The organism is Candidatus Bathyarchaeota archaeon (assembly GCA_026014735.1).
In the GTDB taxonomy this organism is placed as follows: Archaea; Thermoproteota; Bathyarchaeia; order Bathyarchaeales; family Bathycorpusculaceae; genus Bathycorpusculum.
Genome location: JAOZHT010000002.1, coordinates 695,674 through 713,150 on the forward strand (window position 1 = coordinate 695,674; position 17,477 = coordinate 713,150).

Sequence of the window (17,477 nt, forward strand, 5' to 3'; positions counted from 1 at the left end):
ATTTACTTTGCCTTCTCAGCCAGCGCCAGCCGCGCCTGCGTTGCCAGCTTGTGGGCTTGCCGCAGCGGCTCGGGGATGCGGGTTTTGCTGCAGCGCCGCACAAGCTCCACGGCGGTTTGGAGGCTGACCTTGTGGCCGACGCTGACGTAGACGGGTTTGACGCCGACGCGGGTAACCACTTCCTCGCCGATGACTTCGCCTCGATCCAGCAACAGGGTTCTGCCGCCTCGCTGGGTAGGCTGCCCGATGAGTCTACTCTTAGCTGCCCCCACCGTTGGTTTGTCAAGCGCCAATCCTAGGTGGCTGGCAAAGCCGCAGCGGTAAGGGTGAGCCCAGCCCTGTGCATCTACCAAAAACACGTCCGGCTGCACTCTAAGCCTGCGTATTGCGGCGATGGCGGGGGGAAGTTCCCGAAAAGACAGAAGCGTAGGAACATATGGGATGCGGGCTGGGCAGACAGCAATTGATGTCTCCAAAATCTCTAGCGTGCCAAAATCCAGAACCGCCACTGCGCCGACGCCTAACTCGCCCACGTAGGAAACATCTACTCCGCCTACCGTGCAAATTTGCTGGGGCAACTGGTCGTTATGGATAACCAGTTTGGATAGGCGCCTTTGGGTGTCGTGGGCTTTTTTCACTGAAAAATTGCTGGGGAGCTTAGGCATTACTTTTTGTCCTTTTTCTTGCCTTTGGCTTTAGCTTTAGGCAACTGGAGCTTTCTGAGGTAGTCCTCAAGGGATTTTCTCCGCACCTCCACGGTTATGTCGCCGCGGGTGGATTCGATTATGCGCCTTGCAATATCCGATTTATGCCTCAGCCCCGGAACAAGCATGTAGGCTTCGTCGAGTGCAAGCAGCTGGATAAAGATTTGATCCATAATTTCAAGGCATCTTTCGCCTTCCTTGGTTTCGCCTTCGCGGAGGTAATCCAGCGCCAGCCGCCGGTATTCACCGATGACATCGGCCAGCCCCAAGACATAGTCGACTGAGGGCACGTTGATTTCGCTGGGAGTCACAAAGCGATCCTCCTTAACCATCGTTAAAAGAATGCATGCTTCCGAATACTCCTGCATCGCCGCGCTGAACATGCCGCCGTAGATGACTTCGGGGCACTCTTCCCCCTGGGCTTGCAGTTTCTGGATTTTCTCTTTTGCCTCAGATAGCATCTTGGCGGCTTCGTCGAAGCGTTTTTGGTGCAGCAGCAGAATAGCCTGCTTTGAGAGGCTGGTGGCTTTGCGCATGCTCTCATGGGTTTCTTCTCGAACCTCGTTTTTCGATGTTAATTCAGTTTTAATTTGCTCTATGACTTCTTCAAGTTTAAACAAAATCTCGCCACCAAAATAGTAGAATAACTAGTTGTTTATTTCGATTTCTAAGCAGGGGTCTGCTTCCACTCTTCAACTAAAAGTTTGCTGTCGCCCAACGCGAAGCTGACTTTGACAAAGATGGTGTCTCCGCCTTTGAAAGGGAACATGCTGTCCTCGGCAAGGTCCTTTGGAAGATAAACTAGGTATTTGCCGTCTTTTCTGCGAAATAGCCTGCCTTTTCCTTCGCTAACCAAGCCCTCTTCCCCTTGCCAGTTACAGCAATAGGGCAAAAAAATAGTATATAAGTTTATCCAAATCCAAACAGCCGCTGCCCTAATTCAAGTTGAAAATACAGCATATTTGAGCTATTAGGTTTGTTCAAGCACTGTTTTACGCGGCAAAAACCCATATCGCCCATAGAATCCCCACGCCGCCTCGTTGCCCACGGAGACCTCAACAGTTTTCTTCAAGGCACCCCGCTGCTCCATCCATGCCAACGTATTCTTCATCAGCTTATCACCTATGCCTCTGCCCCGATATGCCTCCTCCACAAAGACAGAGTCCACCTCGCCTACTCCCTCGCCGCCAAAGCTGCACACGACATATCCCACGCCTCTTCCAGCAGCCTGATCTAGGGCTAACTCCAAATGCAACTCGCCGCCCACGGATTTCTTAAGCAAGACAGCTACGCGCTTCTCAAAAGTCATCCCCCGATAGTGCCCCTTGAAGTGGGTGGAGCGGCTGGTGTGGTAGAGGTTGAGGGCTTCCCAGAGGGGCTTGATTTGGGGCAGCAGGGTCTGGTCACCGGATACATACTTGATGCCTGCGTCTGGGGTGGTTTCTTTTGCCATATAGACACCGCGTCAAATATCAGACCAGATGGCTTCTCTCTTAAAGCTTTATTTGCCCCAAACCCCCACTAACCCATCCAGCAGAAGCGGTTCCTATGGCACCTAACCCAAACAGTCCCCTTAAAGAGAAAGCCCAGCGACAAGAGGCACTTGAAGAGCGGTACCTCAAAGGCACACGCGACCCAGATTTGGGTGTTTTCTGCGATTTGTTTTCCGCAAAAAGCGGCGTGGCTGGGCAGGATGGAGGCGTGGTTACGGCGCTGCTGCAGAAGGGCCTATGTGAAGGACTCTTTGACGTCGCTATAGCTGTGAAGCGCACCTCTGGGTACAATGCGGAGGCCATAATCATTGAGGATGCGCAGCAAGCGGCGGCGGCAAGCGGCACCTGCTACTTTAAAGTCAACGTGACCGCCAAGCTCCGAGAGCTCCTCGCAGAGAGCAAAAAACGCGTCGCCATCGTCTGCACTCCCTGCGAAGCCTCCGTGGCAAGACGCATCCAGCAATCCCTCGGCGAAACCTGCGAAGTCACCATAATTGGGCTGTTCTGCTTTGAAGCCTTCAACCGCCAGCGGCTAAAAGAGCAAGTTAAAGCGCAGCTTGACGTGGACTTGGATAGAGTGGGGAAAACTCAGGTGCGCAGCGGAAAATTCATCGCTCACCTAGGGGGAAGCCAAGTTAGCTGCAGCGTCAAAGACCTTCATGGCGCTGGGGAGGGGGCATGTGGGTTCTGTGATGATTTTGTTTCTCGGCTGGCGGATGTTTCGGTGGGTTCAGTGGGCAGCAGGGAGGGTTACTCGACGGTGATTGTGCGTTCTGAAGTCGGGGCGAGGCTGCTGTCGGGCCACGGGTTTATGGTGGAAGCGGCTGATAAAGCTGAAATCGTGCGGCTATGCAGGTTTAAGCGGTTGCGGGCTGAAAAATCCTTTTCTGGCTTAAAAAAGCGGTGAGCGGCGGGTTTTTGTATCAGTTGCCCTTTTATGCGCCTAACCGTTAGGATAAACGGTGCGGTTGCAAAAGATTTTTTAACCCAAAACGCCTCCCCTCTTAGCCTGAGATGAATCTCCATGAAAATACTAAACGAGTTTGTGCCCACACGTAAATTCTTCAAGCTAGCAGAAGAACTCAAAGATTTAGTTGATGGATGGAACGTAACTGACAGCGCAGCAGGTTTCCCAGCGCCCAGCGGTGTCGTCGTAAGCTGCCTACTTAAAAACAAGTACCCCGAAAAGTATGTCTGCCCAATCTTCATTCTCCACTACAAAGGCCCCGTTGAAGTCGGAGGCTTAGCATTAGCATCCGACGTCGTCGGCTTAGACGGTTTAGCAGTAACCATGGGTGACAAGCCCCACTATGGTGAAGCCATCAAGATGCTTCCCTCCTCCGAGGCGGCACGTGACTTCATACGCAAAGACGTTAAAACCAAGAACCTGAAACTCGGCTGCTTACTCAGCGCAAGATCATCAGTTGAAGACGCAATCAAACGCGCTAACGAACCATGGGACTTCGTGTACTTCATGAGACTAAACGATGACTCATTCGAGCAACTAAAAGCAGTTTCCGCTGCATGCAAGAAAATCAACAAGCCACTCTTCGCTTACTTCCTAGTTGGAACAGAGAAGAACAAGGAAATCGTGAAGATAATCGGCTGGCCAGTAACCGCCACAATGGAAAACGTTGAAGAGAAAGCAGCAAGACTCGTCGGCTTAGTTGACGGCATCATCGCAACCTGCGCTGGTGACGCTGAAGGCGACAAATTGATGCTGCAGAAACTTCAGAAGTTCCGTAGCTAAACGAGTTCAACCGAGACCGCGAGGTCTCCTCCCAAAATTTCATTTTCCTTTTTAACTCAGTTCTTGTCCTGTAGCTGATGGGGCTGGATTAGGGTTGTCTGCTGAGGGCTGGGCAGGCGGTTTCTTTTTGGATTTAATTATCGGTAAAACCAGCTCAGCGATGAGCAGCACCAGAATTACCGTGATTATCAAGGGAATTCCCCATGAGTTGCCTCTCAGAAACAGCGTTATCCAGCCTAAATATGGAATCCGCATTACGACTTTGCCGGCTACAAGGTCCGCTGGGACGCCTTCTCCGGTATGCCAAATCTGATGTGAGTCGTATTGGCTTTCATCGACCTCTGCGGGGTAGGGGGTGCCGTTGCCGTCTCCTTTTGTTTGGAAGTAGAGTGTTCCGTTGGCGGTGTAGCATGATACGATGCGGTGCACGATAGGGGTATCGGTTGGGTCAGTGGGGTTCTGGTAGATGATGATGTCGCTGTTGGGGTAATCGGTGTTTAATGTCTCGGGGTCTACGCCTTGAATAACGATGATGTCGCCTACGTTGAGGGTGCGTTCGAAGGGATGCAGCAGAGTCAACATGACATAATCCGGCGGGTAGGGTGGTCCGGGGCAGAAGTTGTAGGGTACACTCATGCTGCTGCTTTCCACTACCCTTAACGGAACATCCGTGTGAAGTGCCACGCCGAAACCGACAAAGAAGCCCAAGATTATACCGACGATAACGGCGATGGAGATTATGGTTTTAAGGTGTTTGCTGTGCCGGATTCTGCTGAGTGTATTCACTGTTTTTCCTCTATTGACGCTAGGCTAACTATCAGAACCATCAATAAAGCTTATGTCCATATTCCATAATCTTTCAGCAGGCATTTTACAATGATAAAATTTAAGTTTGGGCTCTGTGGCTTTGTGGGTGGAGAGTCAGCATACGAACACTGTTCAAGTACTGCCCGTTGAAGGATTACCCCTGATTCAAAGCGGCGACAACCTCGGCAAACTGATTGTGGAGGCAGCGCAGAAACAGGGCACGCCCATCCAGCCCCATGACGTCATGGTGGTTACCCATGTGGTGGTGTCAAAAGCCGAGGGAAACATCGTTAACCTAGACGAAGTCAAGCCGTCACAGCAAGCCATCGAAATCGCAAAGCAAACCAGCAAAGACCCTGCGCTAGTCGAGGTTATTCTTCGGGAAACACGCGAAATCGTGCGCTTGGGCCAAAACAGCCTCATAACCGAAACCGTCAACGGCATAGTCTGCGCCAACGCAGGCGTCGACCGATCCAACGTCAGCGGCGAACGCAATGTGGTGCCTTTACCCAAAAACCCCAATGTCTCCGCCCAGAACATACGCCGTGAAATTAAGCGTTTAACCGGTGCAGACGTGGCGGTGATTGTTTCTGATACTCATGGCAGGCCGTTTCGGATGGGCGAAATCAACATCGCTGTTGGTGTTTCGGGGTTTAAGCCGATTCGGGACCGTCGTGGCGAGAAGGACCTGTTTGGGTATACGCTGCGGATAAAGCAGACAGCTGTAGCGGATGAGTTAGCCTCTGCTGCCGAGCTAGTGATTGGGCAAGCCAGTGAGGGCATACCAGCCGCCATCGTGCGTGGCTACGACTACATAGCAGACGATGGTGCCTCCGCAGCGGTGCTTACCCGGGCTAAGGGGAAGGATCTTTTCCGCTGAAATCAAGAAGGTTCAAAAACCCCGATATCCCTATCAAAAAGCAGAGTTGAAAGAATGGAAGAACACCCCCAAACACCTAAGGAATTCTTTGAAAAAACATTACCTGCCCGATTCAAACCAGAGAAAGCTGTGGGCATCGACATAATTGCGCAGATTAACGTTTCAGGCCCGGGAGGCGGCAACTGGGCAGTCACAGTCAAGGACCAGCAACTGCATGTGGTTGAGGGCGTATCTGAGGCGCCGAATTTGACGTTGAAGATGAGTTTAAATGATTTCATGGATATGGTGAATGGCAAGTTGAGCGCGGAGAAGGCGTTTTTTACGGGGAAAGTGCAGTTTAAAGGCAACATCGCCGTGGCGCTTAAGCTGCGGGATGCAGGTTTCCTTTAATCTCCCATAAGCCTTTTAGACGTGGCTTATTCTTTCATCCCACCGGTTTTTAGGTACCCTAAAGGATAATTTAATCAAGTAGGGCGTAACGAAGGCGGTGATTATGGTTGCAACGCCGATTATGGGCAAAACGAAATCGCTGATTACCCCTAAATCCTGCCCGGATTTTGCAACTATAAACGCAAACTCGCCAATCTGCGCCATACCCAGCCCCACCCGCAGCGATGTTTTCTTGTCATAGCCAAAGAGGCGTGTGCCAAAGCCGCAGCTTGCAAGCTTGGTCAGCAGCACCGCTAGGGTGATGACTACGGCGGGTACCCAGTAAACCGCTATCTGCGAAATATCCATAAGGGCGCCCATGGAGACGAAGAATATGGCTCCGAAAACGATTTTGAAGGGGCCGATTTCCCGGTTAATTTCTTCTCGGCAACGTGAGCGGGCAACGACGACGCCGATGATGAAGGCGCCGATGGCGGCGGAGAAGCCGATTTGGGTTGCCATGATGGCGAAGGCAAAGCAGATTCCAAGCATCAGGATGTAGAGCAGCTCCTGTTTTTCCACTTTGGCGAATCGGTCAATTAGTTTTGGCAAAAAGAAGCCGCCGACAATTAATGTGCCGCCTATGAAAACGACCAGTTTTGTGATGAGCCATGCTGAGGAGGTTAAGGAGATGGTTTGGGCAACAGCGATGTTTTGCAGCATAGCCAGCAAAATAACTACAACCACGTCTTCCACGACAAGAATGCCCAGCATAATGGTCGAGGATATTTCTTGCAGTTTCCCCATGTCGCCCAGTACCTTGGCGATGATGGTTGTGCTGCTGCTTGCCAGCGCTGCTCCCAGAAACAGGGTGTTGTAGAAGCCCCAGTTCAAGAAATTGCCCACTGCCCAGCTTATAATTAGCATCAGGGTGATTTCGATGGCTGACACGCCGATGACGACTCGCCCCATCGTTTGGAGTTTGCGGATGGGGAACTCGAGGCCGATGGTGAAGAGGAGCAGTACCACGCCGATTTCTGCGAATACGTTGAGGAATTCTGTGTGCGTTATCAGGTTGAAAGGCGGCGTGTAGGGTCCGATGAGCATGCCCGCGATTAAGTAGCCGATGATGAGGGGTTGCCGGAGTTTGTGAAAAATAAAGGCAACCACTGAGGCGATTACCATGACGACGGCAAGGTCAGTTATAACTTGAATCTCAAAGCTCATCTCTTTTGAGATACCCTGCTGGGGGTTATAAGGGTAACTCACTATGAATTAGTTGTACATCTCCATCTTTACGCCTTATAGTGTCTTCTATGGGTTATGGGCATCGGATATCTCTTGGAGAATCGCTAATTTTAAATACGCCTCCAATTATACGCCTTCACATACTGGTGTCCTATGGGTGCTGGTCGTACAAACCGTCCGACATGATGATTTACCCGAGCTGTATTTCTCAGCGATAACTGTATCATCAAAAAAAGACGCCACCCCCGACCAAAACCTGGTTTTCCCACTGAAAATATCCCAAAGTAACCGTTATTTCTGTTTACCCCACATTCAAAATGCCTGCAGTACACCAGAGAATGCAGCGCAATACGGTGAATTCTAAACAATACCTTGCAAGGAATTATTGATGGAAAAAAAAGACCCTGAACCCCCCGACGGCAATGAAGAAACAAAAGCCCATGGTTCCATCTCATTATTAGATGGCGCGGAACCCCGTGTCCCCGCTATAACCCCTGAACTGCTTTTTGAAAGCAAAATTTCCCGTGACCACAGCAAGCCCCTTGAGGAGCGGCTGGAATGCTTCGAAATCATTTTCGATTCAGAAGTAGGCGACACAAGCCTCACCCGAGCCCGCAACATCGAACGCGAGGTTGGGCTGCGGCAGATTTACCTCAAATTCGAAGGCGGCAACCCAACAGGAACCCAGAAAGACCGCATAGCCTTCGCCCAAGCCCTAGACGCGTTGCGTCGAGGCTACAGCGAAATAACCGTGGCCTCCTGTGGCAACTACGGCGCCGCTATTGCGTTGGCAGCTTACCTTGCGGGGCTACGTTGCATAATCTACATCCCTGAAGCCTATCATGGTAACCGCATCAAGGAAATCAAGGCGTTAGGCGCTGAACTCGTCAAGGTGCCCGGCGACTATGAGGAAGCAGTGATTGTTTCCCGCGAGAAAGCCGAGGAAAACGGCTACTACGACGCCAACTCAGGCGGCTCCAACACCAACCTGCAGTTTAAGTCATATGGAGAAATCGCATATGAAATCTACGATGAACTCCGCGATGCCCCAGCCGCCGTTGCGGTGCCCGCCTCTAACGGTTCAACGTTGGCAGGCATCTACCGTGGCTTTGTAAGCCTCTACAATCGAGGCAAAACCTCGCGTATACCCCGTATCATCGCGGGCTCCTCCTATGGCATGAACCCCATCATAAACGCCTTCGTTAAGAACATGCCTAACTGCTGCGACCTTAAACCCGAAAAAATCCACAACACCTCAGTAAATGAGCCGCTGATTAACTGGCGCAGCATCGACGGTGACTACGCCTTAACCGCCATCCGGCAAAGCCACGGCTGGGCAGCATACGCCACCGACAAAAGCATGTTAGACGCTGCCCGCCTCATACGCGACAAGGAAGGCCTCAACGTGCTGCCTGCCTCCACCGCGGGTTTAATTGCGCTGCTGGACAGGCATAAAAAAGAGGCTTACCCCAGCGACCGCTACGTCGTCATATTAACGGGACGCAAAGCGTGACCCAACATGGCACAAAAAGCAATAGTGTACTGTGAACGAGAGTACCTAAACGCGAACGGAAAAACAGCCCACGGCTTGGTCCGTTACACCACCCGCTACCAAATCGCAGGGGTAGTGGACTCCACCGTGCCCTCTTCTGGCGACGCAGGGGAAATCTTGGACGGCAAAGCAAGAGGCATCCCCCTTTATCATAGCCTTGAGGAAGCCTGCGAAAAAACCAAACCCGACACCTTCATCGTCGGCGCAGTCTCCGAAGGCGGCGTTTTACCCTTCGGCTACGATAAAGCAGTCGACTACGCGCTGGAGCATCACCTCAACGTGGTGTCGGGGCTGCATCAATTCATCTCCGACGACCCCCGCTTCGCCATGGTTGCCCAGAGAAACAGCTGCCAAATCACCGATGTCCGAAAAATCTTCCGTGACCACAAACGCTTCTACACAGGCGAAATCAGCAAGGTAGGCGCAACCCGCATCGCCACGCTAGGCACAGACAGCGCCATCGGCAAACGCACCACCGCCGTGATGCTGGTTAACGAACTGCGCAGGCGCGGACGCAGAGCCGACATGATATTCACGGGGCAAACCGGCTGGATGCAGGGTTGGCCGCACGGCGCCATCATCGACGCCATGATTAACGATTTCGTGTCAGGCGGCATAGAGGGCGCCATCATAGATTCCTGGCGCGACGAAGCCCCCGAATTCGTACTCATCGAGGGACAAGGCAGCCTGCTGCATCCATTCTTCCCCGGCGGCTTTGAAATCATGGCGGCTGGGCAAATCCACGGCTTCACCATGCAGGATGCGCCTGGGCGACCCTACCTCGACGGGTTCCCCGGCTACCCCATGCCTGACACCCGCCGCGTCGTCAAACTCGCCACGCTCCTATCCGGCAAACCCTTGGTGGGCATCAGCATCAACCATGAGCATATGACTCAGGAGCAGGTGCAAGCCGCCAAAGTTGACATGCACAAGAAATTCCATGTGCCCGTCGAAGACCCCATTTTTGACGGTGTTGCAAAGCTTGCGGATGCGATTGAGATGCTGCGTGACGGTGAAGCTTAAACGGATCTTCTGTGCCTACGCAGCATCGAACTCTCCGAGCCCCAAATCAGAGGCAACACCGCACACACCACGGTAACCCTCACCGACCTGGCCGGCAAGCAGAGCAGCTTTAGCCTGCAAGCCAAATATCCCCATTTGCTCTCCGAGGCGGACCTGCCGTTTCTGCGGCTTGCCAGCGCCATGCCCATCCTCAACTACGGCTTATTCACAGAGCAAATCCGCCTAAGCTACCCCCTCAGCCACGCGGACCAGGCGCTTCTTAATGATCTGCTGGATGTTTTCAGCCGCGACATATTCATCAATAAGCTGGTGCGCAAAAAAAACCCCTACATCCTCCCCCAGTACCTGCCAACTGAAGCGGAGGTTACTGAGGAAAACGCCAAGCCCCGCGCAAAAATCGTGCCCAACGCGCTGGTCGCCGACGCCCCCTTAGCCAGCGGATTAGACGCGAACGCCTGTGGGGTGCTCTCCAGCGGCGGCAAAGAAAGCCTCCTCACCTATGGCATGCTAAAAGAAGCCGGCGCAGATGTCTATCCCATCTACGTTAACGAAAGCGGCGGACACTGGCGAACGGCGCTGGCGGCCCATCGATACCACTCAGAAACGGAGCCTAACACGATGCGGGTGTGGCTTAACGTGGACCGCTTCTACACCTTCATGCTTGACCACCTCCAAATCATCCGCCCTGACCACCGTAAAGTCTGGCTTGACACCTACCCCCTCCGCCTCTGCATCTTCCCCGTCTACGTCTTCTATTTGCTTCCAGTTTTCGCCGCCAAAAGAATTGGCAACTTGCTCATCGGCAGCGAATTCGACGACCCCCGCCTTACCCCAGTTTACCGCGGCATCAAACATTACTTTGGCGTCTACGACCAAACCCAAGACTACGACCTGCGCATGGAAGAATGGTACCAAAAACGCGTGCCCAATATGCGGCAGTGGAGTGCGGTGCGGCCCATCTCAGGCTTGATTGTGGAGCGCATCCTGACCCGCCGCTACCCCCAACTTGCCAGGGTTCAGCGGAGCTGCCATAGCTGCCGATTAGAAGGCGGCGAGGTGGTGCCCTGCGGCGACTGCAGTAAATGCCTCGGCATACAGCTGTTTCTGCAGGCCAACGGCGCAGACCCAACCGCGCTAAACTACACTAAACAGGATGTTGCGCTCTTTGCGGAACGCTTCAACAAAGGCGGCTTGCGGCTAGATGAAGACGAAAAAGAGCACGCGGCATACTTATGCAGCAAACATGGCGTCGCAGTGACAGGGAAAGAGCACCCCCACATTGACTCAATTCACCTCTACAAAGCCACCGGCGACCTGCAGCTTGTCCCCGCCCAGTTCCGCGCAAAACTGCTGGGCATAATCGGGCAGTACACCAGCGGCTACAGCAAACTCGACGGCGAAAAATGGGTTCCAGCAAAGGCGCCCTAAAGCTGTTTGACCATGCGGATGGCGTCGCAGGTGCCATGGTGCTCAAAGCGGTAGTAGCCGATTAGGCGCTCCTTGACCTTGTAGCCTGCTTTCTGGTAGAGTGCAATCGCGGTTTTGTTGCCCTCGGAAACCTCCAGCTGCGAAAACCTTAGCCCCCGCCGCCTCATCTCCTGCTCCGCCGCAGACATTAGCCTAAACCCTATGCCCTGCCCCTGAAAAGTGGGGTCAACATCCAGCGTCTCAAGGTAGCCGCCGCTGGTGCCTTTGCGGTAGAGCGCCACAATAAAGCCCCGTATGGCGCCGCCGCTGGTTTCGATGAGGCATGTGCTGTTGGCTTTGTAGATGAGGTAGGTAAGCTGGCTTTTGGGGTAGGCGGTGGCTCCACTGAAGCATCGCTGCTCGATAGCGGCTATCGCTTCGATGTCGCCTAACTCTGCATTGCGGATAAGCACTGCTGCGGTCATGTTGAGTCAACTACTATAGCCTGAGAGTGGCAGACGAATATTTTTATCTTGGGCTAGAATGATTGGTTGATGAAGCAGGATGGATTGATTTGAAGAAGGTTGCAGTGAAAGATTACCAGTTCACAGAAAAAATGACTGTTGATGAGCTTGTCGCTCAGATGGATGAGGCATGGGGTTTCACCGCGGGTAAACTCGCCGTCGGCGTATCCATAATGGAAGCGATGATTGCCAGCAAGGGCTGCGTCAAGTTCCTCTCATTTACCGCCGACATAGTAGCCACCGGCACCCGAGGGGTCATCCGCGAACTCGTCAAACGCCGCCTCGTCGACATCATAATAACCACCTGCGGCACACTCGACCACGACGTCGCAAGATGTCACCGCGACTACTACAAGGGCAGCTTCGTCATGAACGACAGCAGACTGCATCAGGAGGGCGTCAACAGATTAGGCAACGTTTTGGTGCCAAACGACAGCTACGGCATAATTCTTGAAAAGAAAATCCAGGCTATGCTGACTGACCTCTACAACGAAGGCAAAAAGGAGCTGTCCACAACCGAGCTTAGCCGCGAAATCGGCCTACGAATATGCGACGAAACCTCCATACTTTACTGGGCAGCCAAAAACAACATCCCCGTCCATGTCCCCGGTATAACCGACGGCTCAGTGGGCTATCAGCTCTGGATGTTTAGCCAAGACCACCGCGACTTCCGCATAAACCTGCTTAAAGACGAAGGCATGCTGAGCGATTTGATGTTTGACTCCAAGACCACGGGTGCGCTTATCGTGGGCGGAGGCATCAGCAAGCATCACACGATCTGGTGGAACCAATTCAAAGACGGTCTTGACTACGTCATCTACATCAGCACAGCGGATGAATGGGATGGCAGTCTCAGCGGAGCCCGGCCACGGGAAGCAGTGAGTTGGGGCAAGATCAGCGAGAAAGCCAAACGCGTCATGATTGAAGGCGACGCCACTATGGTGCTGCCGATAATGACCAGCGCGTTGATTGACCGGTTGGGCAAAAAACGTTCTTAATTCTCCATTGATGGATCAGCATTTTTTATTGCGGATTATTCCTCTTGACTTTTTTTTGCGCAATAATAGGCTGCATTCATTTACTGTTATTAAGCGAATATTCTTGTAGACGCCAATTTTTAGAAGATGCCCGTCGCCGCTGACAATATACTCTGCCTTGCCGCTGACCGCCGTATTTACCACGACATCGTCATCAGGGTCATCCATCACAACCCTAATGTTGGAATCTAATGGAACAACGGTTGCCCGCTGGACAAGGGTAGATACAAATCGGTTAACAGTCTCGGTTTTAACGCCGAATTTTTCTCTTGACAACACATCAGCCAATTCGGCCAACATGGAAGCAGACAAAACCACCGTATGCTCCTCTAACAGTTTAGCAAGTAACTCTCTTGATTTGCCCCCATTAAGAAACGCCGACACTAAAACATTCGTGTCAACGACGACTCGAACCATACCTAAGCGCCTGTTTTGGCTCGCTTCTCAATGCGGTACCGCTGGATTTCTTCTAAAATCTCTTTTTCAGGTACCTTTCTGCCGCCTCTTTGCTTGTAAACTTCGCTGAAGAGGCTTTGCAGTTCCTCTTTTATGGGGGGAATTTCCAGTTTGGTTACCACTATCTTGTCGCCTCTGCGGTAGACTGCAAGTTTTGTTTTGGAAGTGATTTTCAGTTCCTTTCTGAACCGCTGGGGAATCACGATTTGTCCCTTGGTTCCAACTGTTGCGATTTCAGCTTCGGTTTCTATTTGCCCCATAATGCTCAAAGTATAATTTTCATACTCACATAAGGTTTTTTCGGAGAAAAGCATGAAATGTAAAAGACGCTAAAAAAAGAAATAAGAGAAGATTAGGCTTTTGGCATATCCTTGAAGATCCAGCTCATGTCTGGACCCTTCCGTTTCTCTGGGACACGCTCAGAGAGGGCATGGCATATCAGCGGCAAAGCGATGGTTGCGTCGCAGTAGCAGACCGCGCGGGAGCCGGTTTGGCTGTTGATTTTGCCCCAGCTGATAGCTTCCTCCAACGTGCAGCCCGATAAGCCGCCCCATTGTGGGCTGTCAGTGGTGATTTGGATGGCGTACTTGTGGGGGTAATAGTACTCCTGCAGGCTCTTGCGTAAGCCGCCTTTTCTGCCCTCCACGCCCTTATCCTCAGTCATGGGCGAGACAGAGATGGCGATGAGCTGTGTGAGATCTTTGGGGACGCCTCCGCCGATGTAGACGACGCCGACTTCCTTGGTTTTGGTGCCGATACTCACGAACTGGTCAAATTCCTTGACGCTGTCGATGTGGACGTTGTGTCCCTGGTTTTTAGCGAGCAAAAACGTTTCGCCGTATGCGCTGTCCACCATGGCTGGGCTGAAGATGGGGACGCCGTTGGCTGCTGCAACCGCGCTGATGGCGGGGATGTTTTTTTTGCCCAGGTACTTGCCTAATCCGTAGAGGAACTCAGCGCTGGTGTAGTAGTAGTCCTGTTTGCAGGTCATCACGTAGTCAGTGACGAGGGTTTCCATTTCTCGGTAGTCGGTTTCTTTGCCGAAGACGTCGTAGTAGCGGTTCACATCTGCGTCTAGCAGGGTTGCGTCGTCGACCATGTGGCTGCCCTGATAGTAACCCAGTCCCATGGCGTCCACGATGTCCTCCGAGACGTTGGCGCCCGTGGAGACGAGCACGTCTATGAAGCGATTCTCCATAAGCCAGTTAATGATGGTCCATTGCCCCGCCGTTGACATGGAGCCAGCGAAGCCCATGGCGATGACGAGGTCTTTTTCGCGGATCATGTTTTCCCAGACATCGACGGCTTCGCCCAGTTTGCGTCCCTGATAGGCGGTTTTGCCCATTTCGGATAGGAGCTTGGAAATCGGTTTCTGCTTGGATACCTTGATGGGTTCCAGTTTCTTTTGGAAGTAGGAGTCGTTACTCATTGTTAATATGCACCGCGTTTCTAATTATTGGGCAGGTATTTGAAATTTGTTATTGCCCAAAACAGCATCTACGCCAGATTGGTCAGGTTCCGCCTGTTTTATTGGCCGGATGAGACCTGGCTGGGGATTTCTTTGTTGATGCATGGGCAGCTGAACTTTTTTTTCTTTAGTTGTTGTTGTGGGGGACCCCTCTTTATTCAACAACAAGCAGCGAATAGAGTAAAAACAACGCTTTTTGGCAATGGGCGCTTTGGCATATTGCAGGCTGGTTGTGCAATCCGCCACAAGCTGAACAGCAGAAAGTTTTGGCCTACGATAGGGCTGTTAAAAATGGCCTGCGCTTCATATTCACGTTTGCCCGGTCAGAGGCAATTAAGACCTTGTCAGTAATGATTCTCTCTTGAAGCCGGTAGCTTTGCTTTGAACCTGTTTTGTTACTTTTTATAATTTTGTTTATTTTTGAGGAATTATTGCATAATAAGTTCAGTAAATCTTAAATCTATCTCAAGATCCTAAAATTATATGTGGAAAAATGAAGCCTTGGATTCTATTAGTAGGCACGTTAGGGCTCATAATCATCATTATAACAGGCGTATTTTTGACATCTGCAACACCGAAGTCGCCGAGAAGGCAAGAGTATGACCTTAACGTTGAAGTAAACCAGGGGTATTTCAAGGTCTGGAACACGTCTGTCGACTCTGGAATCAGCTACAAGCAATTAATAGCCTGTGTCTTGTTTGTTAACGTCACCAATACATCCGACAAAGAGATGGCTATCACCCGCGCAACAATAACGGAGACATATGGTATAATTGGCTATAGAATCGATTTCATCGACAGCGAATCCTATATTTTCCCCCCGAATAGCTCTAAATTGCTGTCTCTAAGTAACGTCGGCGGTTTACACGGTCTTAAAGAAAATTTGGCGTTTTTCGAAAGGTCACATAGGCTCGAAGTTACCACGCGTCTTATTTTCAAAGGCACCGAAGGAAATGACCTTGGTGGCGCTTACTGTAGGGTCAAAATGGATTTAAGACAAGTGGGCGATGGCGAATATGTTTGGGGCAACCTAACGGAGAATTCATACCTTCTTTTTGGGATCCGACTACCCATCGACGTAGGAATCAATAACGAAAGATATCCCTAAAAAAGAAAAATACGCTCCCTTCTATTCTCCGCCAGTTGCAGGCAGAGCAACAGAGGATTTGCGTTTATTCCCACTCTATGGTTGCCGGCGGCTTATGCGTCACATCATACACGACGCGGGTCACCTGCGGAATCTCGTTAGTTATCCTTGTGGATATCCGCTCCAGCACGCTGTAGGGTAGCTTGGCAAAGCTGGCAGTCATGGCTTCCCGGCTCTCCATAGCGCGGACAGCCACCACAAACCCGTATGCCCGTGCGTCACCCTTCACGCCCGTTGCCTTGGTGTCGGTGACCACTGAGAAGTACTGCCACAGTGACTCGGCGAAATCGCATTTCTCGATTTCTTCCCGCACAATTTTGTCGCTGCGCTTGGCGATACGCACCTTCTCCTCAGTCAATGGACCAATAATGCGTACTGCTAGGCCGGGGCCTGGGAAGGGCTGGCGGTTAACGATTTCTTTGGGTAAATTCAGCATCCGCGCTACCTTGCGCACCTCGTCTTTGTAGAGGTCACGTAGGGGCTCGAGGATTTTTTTGAACTTGATTTTCTCGGGTAACCCGGCGACGTTGTGGTGGGATTTGATTTTGTCGCTGTTTTTGCGGAAGCCCGATTCGATGCGGTCAGGGTAGATGGTGCCCTGTAGGAGGTACTCAGCGCCTGAGGTGTTGGCGATTTCCTCGAAGACACGGATGAATTCTTCCCCCATGATTTTGCGTTTGGTTTCGGGTTCAGTGACGCCTCGAAGCTTATTCATGAAGCGTTCCTGCGCGTCGGCGACGACGAAGTTTATGTCGAATTTCTCAAATGCCTTGCGGATAGCTTCGGTTTCGCCTTCCCGCATAAAGCCATGGTCAACATACACCGCAGTTAACTTCTCACCCAAAGCTTTGGCTGCTAATGCCGTGGCGACGCTGGAGTCTATGCCGCCGCTTAACCCAATGATGGCTCTTGCACCGTTGGTTTCAGTTTGGATTTCCTTAACCATCTTGCCGATGAGGTCCTCCATCTGCCAGTTTGCCTCTGCCTTGCAAACCTGAAAGATAAAGTTCTCCAGCATCTTCATGCCGTGCTCGGTGTGGATGACTTCGGGGTGCCACTGTAAGCCGTAGATGGGGCGGGTTTTGTGGCGGAACGCGGCGACGGGGCAGTTTTCCGTGTGGGCAAGTGCTTCAAAACCCGGCGGCGGAGCCATAACGGTGTCGCCGTGGCTCATCCAGACCTGCTCGTTTTGGCCCAGGCCCTCAAGGATGCCGACGGGTTTATCAATGGAGACCTGTGCGATGCCGTATTCCTTGCAGGCGGCGGGTTCGACTCTGCCGCTGGTTACCTGCGCGAGCAGCTGGTGCCCATAGCATAAGCCCAGCATGGGCAAGTTAACTTCGAGGATGCGGGGATGCAGCTTGGGCGCGTTGGGTTCATACACGCTTGAGGGTCCACCGGAGAGGATTAAGCCCTTCACGTTGAATTGGTTGCCCAGCGCCGCGACTTCCTCGGGGGAGATGTCATGGGGCACGATTTCGCTGTATACGCCGTGCTCGCGGATTCTTCTTCCGATAAGGTGGCAGTATTGTCCGCCGAAATCCAAGACAAGGATGGTGTCGTATTTAGTTGGCATTTTAGGCTCAGAACTATCTGGGTTTAGCGGATAATT

The 17,477-nt window shown here is 52.0% G+C and carries 22 protein-coding genes; 10 read left to right on the forward strand and 12 right to left on the reverse strand.

Going from position 1 to position 17,477, the window contains the following annotated elements:
• Window positions 1-2 precede the first annotated feature (2 nt).
• The 4 genes from NWE93_09405 to NWE93_09420 form a co-directional block, all read right to left on the reverse strand.
• Window positions 3-665, reverse strand: a complete 663-nt coding sequence (locus NWE93_09405; GenBank protein MCW4000444.1) for an endonuclease V — start codon at window positions 663-665, stop codon at window positions 3-5.
• Entirely contained in the window at window positions 665-1,324 is a 660-nt protein-coding gene (locus tag NWE93_09410) for a hypothetical protein (protein ID MCW4000445.1), read from the reverse strand. The genes NWE93_09405 and NWE93_09410 overlap by 1 nt, the downstream gene beginning before the upstream one ends.
• Before the next feature lie 47 nt (window positions 1,325-1,371).
• A complete protein-coding gene (locus tag NWE93_09415) occupies window positions 1,372-1,560 on the reverse strand; it encodes a hypothetical protein (protein MCW4000446.1) in 189 nt (62 codons plus the stop codon).
• Window positions 1,561-1,674: 114 nt separating this feature from the next.
• On the reverse strand, window positions 1,675-2,157 hold the full coding sequence (locus NWE93_09420) for a GNAT family N-acetyltransferase (GenBank protein ID MCW4000447.1): 483 nt from the start codon (window positions 2,155-2,157) through the stop codon (window positions 1,675-1,677).
• Between the two features lie 95 nt (window positions 2,158-2,252).
• Here NWE93_09420 and NWE93_09425 point away from each other — a divergent pair, with 95 nt between their 5' ends.
• Complete coding sequence (locus NWE93_09425; protein ID MCW4000448.1) at window positions 2,253-3,104, forward strand: Coenzyme F420 hydrogenase/dehydrogenase, beta subunit C-terminal domain; 852 nt, start codon at window positions 2,253-2,255, stop codon at window positions 3,102-3,104.
• Window positions 3,105-3,221: 117 nt separating this feature from the next.
• Window positions 3,222-3,947, forward strand: a complete 726-nt coding sequence (locus NWE93_09430) for a hypothetical protein (GenBank protein ID MCW4000449.1) — start codon at window positions 3,222-3,224, stop codon at window positions 3,945-3,947.
• Window positions 3,948-3,998: 51 nt separating this feature from the next.
• Here the strand turns inward: NWE93_09430 and NWE93_09435 are convergent, their stop codons facing one another.
• Entirely contained in the window at window positions 3,999-4,733 is a 735-nt protein-coding gene (locus tag NWE93_09435; GenBank protein MCW4000450.1) for a hypothetical protein, read from the reverse strand.
• Window positions 4,734-4,860: 127 nt separating this feature from the next.
• Here NWE93_09435 and cofE point away from each other — a divergent pair, with 127 nt between their 5' ends.
• Window positions 4,861-5,634 (forward strand): coenzyme F420-0:L-glutamate ligase, encoded by a 774-nt coding sequence (gene cofE, locus NWE93_09440; GenBank protein MCW4000451.1) that lies wholly within the window; start codon window positions 4,861-4,863, stop codon window positions 5,632-5,634.
• A 54-nt stretch (window positions 5,635-5,688) separates the two neighbouring features.
• The gene (locus NWE93_09445) at window positions 5,689-6,024 is read left to right on the forward strand and encodes an SCP2 sterol-binding domain-containing protein (protein MCW4000452.1); all 336 of its coding nucleotides are present in this window, start codon (window positions 5,689-5,691) and stop codon (window positions 6,022-6,024) included.
• A 15-nt stretch (window positions 6,025-6,039) separates the two neighbouring features.
• Here the strand turns inward: NWE93_09445 and NWE93_09450 are convergent, their stop codons facing one another.
• Window positions 6,040-7,272, reverse strand: coding sequence for a cation:proton antiporter (locus NWE93_09450; GenBank protein ID MCW4000453.1), 1,233 nt, complete (start codon window positions 7,270-7,272; stop codon window positions 6,040-6,042).
• Window positions 7,273-7,282: 10 nt separating this feature from the next.
• Between NWE93_09450 and NWE93_09455 the strand changes: the two genes are divergently transcribed.
• From NWE93_09455 to NWE93_09470, 4 genes are all read left to right on the forward strand, one after another.
• Entirely contained in the window at window positions 7,283-7,615 is a 333-nt protein-coding gene (locus NWE93_09455; protein ID MCW4000454.1) for a hypothetical protein, read from the forward strand.
• Between the two features lie 24 nt (window positions 7,616-7,639).
• A complete protein-coding gene (locus NWE93_09460; GenBank protein MCW4000455.1) occupies window positions 7,640-8,764 on the forward strand; it encodes a pyridoxal-phosphate dependent enzyme in 1,125 nt (374 codons plus the stop codon).
• Between the two features lie 6 nt (window positions 8,765-8,770).
• On the forward strand, window positions 8,771-9,826 hold the full coding sequence (locus tag NWE93_09465; GenBank protein ID MCW4000456.1) for a DUF1611 domain-containing protein: 1,056 nt from the start codon (window positions 8,771-8,773) through the stop codon (window positions 9,824-9,826).
• Between the two features lie 135 nt (window positions 9,827-9,961).
• Window positions 9,962-11,254 (forward strand): hypothetical protein, encoded by a 1,293-nt coding sequence (locus NWE93_09470; GenBank protein ID MCW4000457.1) that lies wholly within the window; start codon window positions 9,962-9,964, stop codon window positions 11,252-11,254.
• On the opposite strand, the gene NWE93_09475 is transcribed toward NWE93_09470, so the two are convergent.
• Window positions 11,251-11,718 (reverse strand): GNAT family N-acetyltransferase, encoded by a 468-nt coding sequence (locus NWE93_09475; protein ID MCW4000458.1) that lies wholly within the window; start codon window positions 11,716-11,718, stop codon window positions 11,251-11,253. The genes NWE93_09470 and NWE93_09475 overlap by 4 nt on opposite strands.
• A gap of 83 nt (window positions 11,719-11,801) precedes the next feature.
• On the opposite strand from NWE93_09475, the gene NWE93_09480 reads away from it, so the two are divergent.
• The gene (locus NWE93_09480) at window positions 11,802-12,755 is read left to right on the forward strand and encodes a deoxyhypusine synthase (GenBank protein ID MCW4000459.1); all 954 of its coding nucleotides are present in this window, start codon (window positions 11,802-11,804) and stop codon (window positions 12,753-12,755) included.
• 15 nt (window positions 12,756-12,770) lie between these two features.
• Here the strand turns inward: NWE93_09480 and NWE93_09485 are convergent, their stop codons facing one another.
• From NWE93_09485 to NWE93_09500, 4 genes are all read right to left on the reverse strand, one after another.
• Window positions 12,771-13,211 carry a putative toxin-antitoxin system toxin component, PIN family gene (locus NWE93_09485; protein MCW4000460.1) on the reverse strand — a complete coding sequence of 147 codons (441 nt, stop codon included), beginning with the start codon at window positions 13,209-13,211 and terminating at the stop codon, window positions 12,771-12,773.
• Between the two features lie 2 nt (window positions 13,212-13,213).
• Window positions 13,214-13,510 carry an AbrB/MazE/SpoVT family DNA-binding domain-containing protein gene (locus tag NWE93_09490; GenBank protein MCW4000461.1) on the reverse strand — a complete coding sequence of 99 codons (297 nt, stop codon included), beginning with the start codon at window positions 13,508-13,510 and terminating at the stop codon, window positions 13,214-13,216.
• A 92-nt stretch (window positions 13,511-13,602) separates the two neighbouring features.
• Window positions 13,603-14,679 (reverse strand): deoxyhypusine synthase family protein, encoded by a 1,077-nt coding sequence (locus NWE93_09495; GenBank protein MCW4000462.1) that lies wholly within the window; start codon window positions 14,677-14,679, stop codon window positions 13,603-13,605.
• Window positions 14,680-14,703: 24 nt separating this feature from the next.
• On the reverse strand, window positions 14,704-14,964 hold the full coding sequence (locus tag NWE93_09500) for a hypothetical protein (GenBank protein ID MCW4000463.1): 261 nt from the start codon (window positions 14,962-14,964) through the stop codon (window positions 14,704-14,706).
• A gap of 313 nt (window positions 14,965-15,277) precedes the next feature.
• Here NWE93_09500 and NWE93_09505 point away from each other — a divergent pair, with 313 nt between their 5' ends.
• Entirely contained in the window at window positions 15,278-15,826 is a 549-nt protein-coding gene (locus tag NWE93_09505; GenBank protein MCW4000464.1) for a hypothetical protein, read from the forward strand.
• Window positions 15,827-15,890: 64 nt separating this feature from the next.
• Here the strand turns inward: NWE93_09505 and guaA are convergent, their stop codons facing one another.
• Entirely contained in the window at window positions 15,891-17,441 is a 1,551-nt protein-coding gene (gene guaA / locus NWE93_09510; GenBank protein MCW4000465.1) for a glutamine-hydrolyzing GMP synthase, read from the reverse strand.
• Between the last annotated feature and the right edge of the window lie 36 nt (window positions 17,442-17,477).

Coding starts and splice junctions, on each gene's coding strand:
- NWE93_09420 (MCW4000447.1), bottom strand. CDS start 2,157: ATGGCAAAAGAAACCACCCCAGACGCAGGCATCAAGTATGTATCCGGT.
- NWE93_09405 (MCW4000444.1), bottom strand. CDS start 665: ATGCCTAAGCTCCCCAGCAATTTTTCAGTGAAAAAAGCCCACGACACC.
- NWE93_09430 (MCW4000449.1), top strand. CDS start 3,222: ATGAAAATACTAAACGAGTTTGTGCCCACACGTAAATTCTTCAAGCTA.
- NWE93_09425 (MCW4000448.1), top strand. CDS start 2,253: ATGGCACCTAACCCAAACAGTCCCCTTAAAGAGAAAGCCCAGCGACAA.
- NWE93_09465 (MCW4000456.1), top strand. CDS start 8,771: ATGGCACAAAAAGCAATAGTGTACTGTGAACGAGAGTACCTAAACGCG.
- guaA (MCW4000465.1), bottom strand. CDS start 17,441: ATGCCAACTAAATACGACACCATCCTTGTCTTGGATTTCGGCGGACAA.
- NWE93_09495 (MCW4000462.1), bottom strand. CDS start 14,679: ATGAGTAACGACTCCTACTTCCAAAAGAAACTGGAACCCATCAAGGTA.
- NWE93_09485 (MCW4000460.1), bottom strand. CDS start 13,211: ATGGTTCGAGTCGTCGTTGACACGAATGTTTTAGTGTCGGCGTTTCTT.
- NWE93_09460 (MCW4000455.1), top strand. CDS start 7,640: ATGGAAAAAAAAGACCCTGAACCCCCCGACGGCAATGAAGAAACAAAA.
- NWE93_09445 (MCW4000452.1), top strand. CDS start 5,689: ATGGAAGAACACCCCCAAACACCTAAGGAATTCTTTGAAAAAACATTA.
- NWE93_09475 (MCW4000458.1), bottom strand. CDS start 11,718: ATGACCGCAGCAGTGCTTATCCGCAATGCAGAGTTAGGCGACATCGAA.
- NWE93_09490 (MCW4000461.1), bottom strand. CDS start 13,510: ATGGGGCAAATAGAAACCGAAGCTGAAATCGCAACAGTTGGAACCAAG.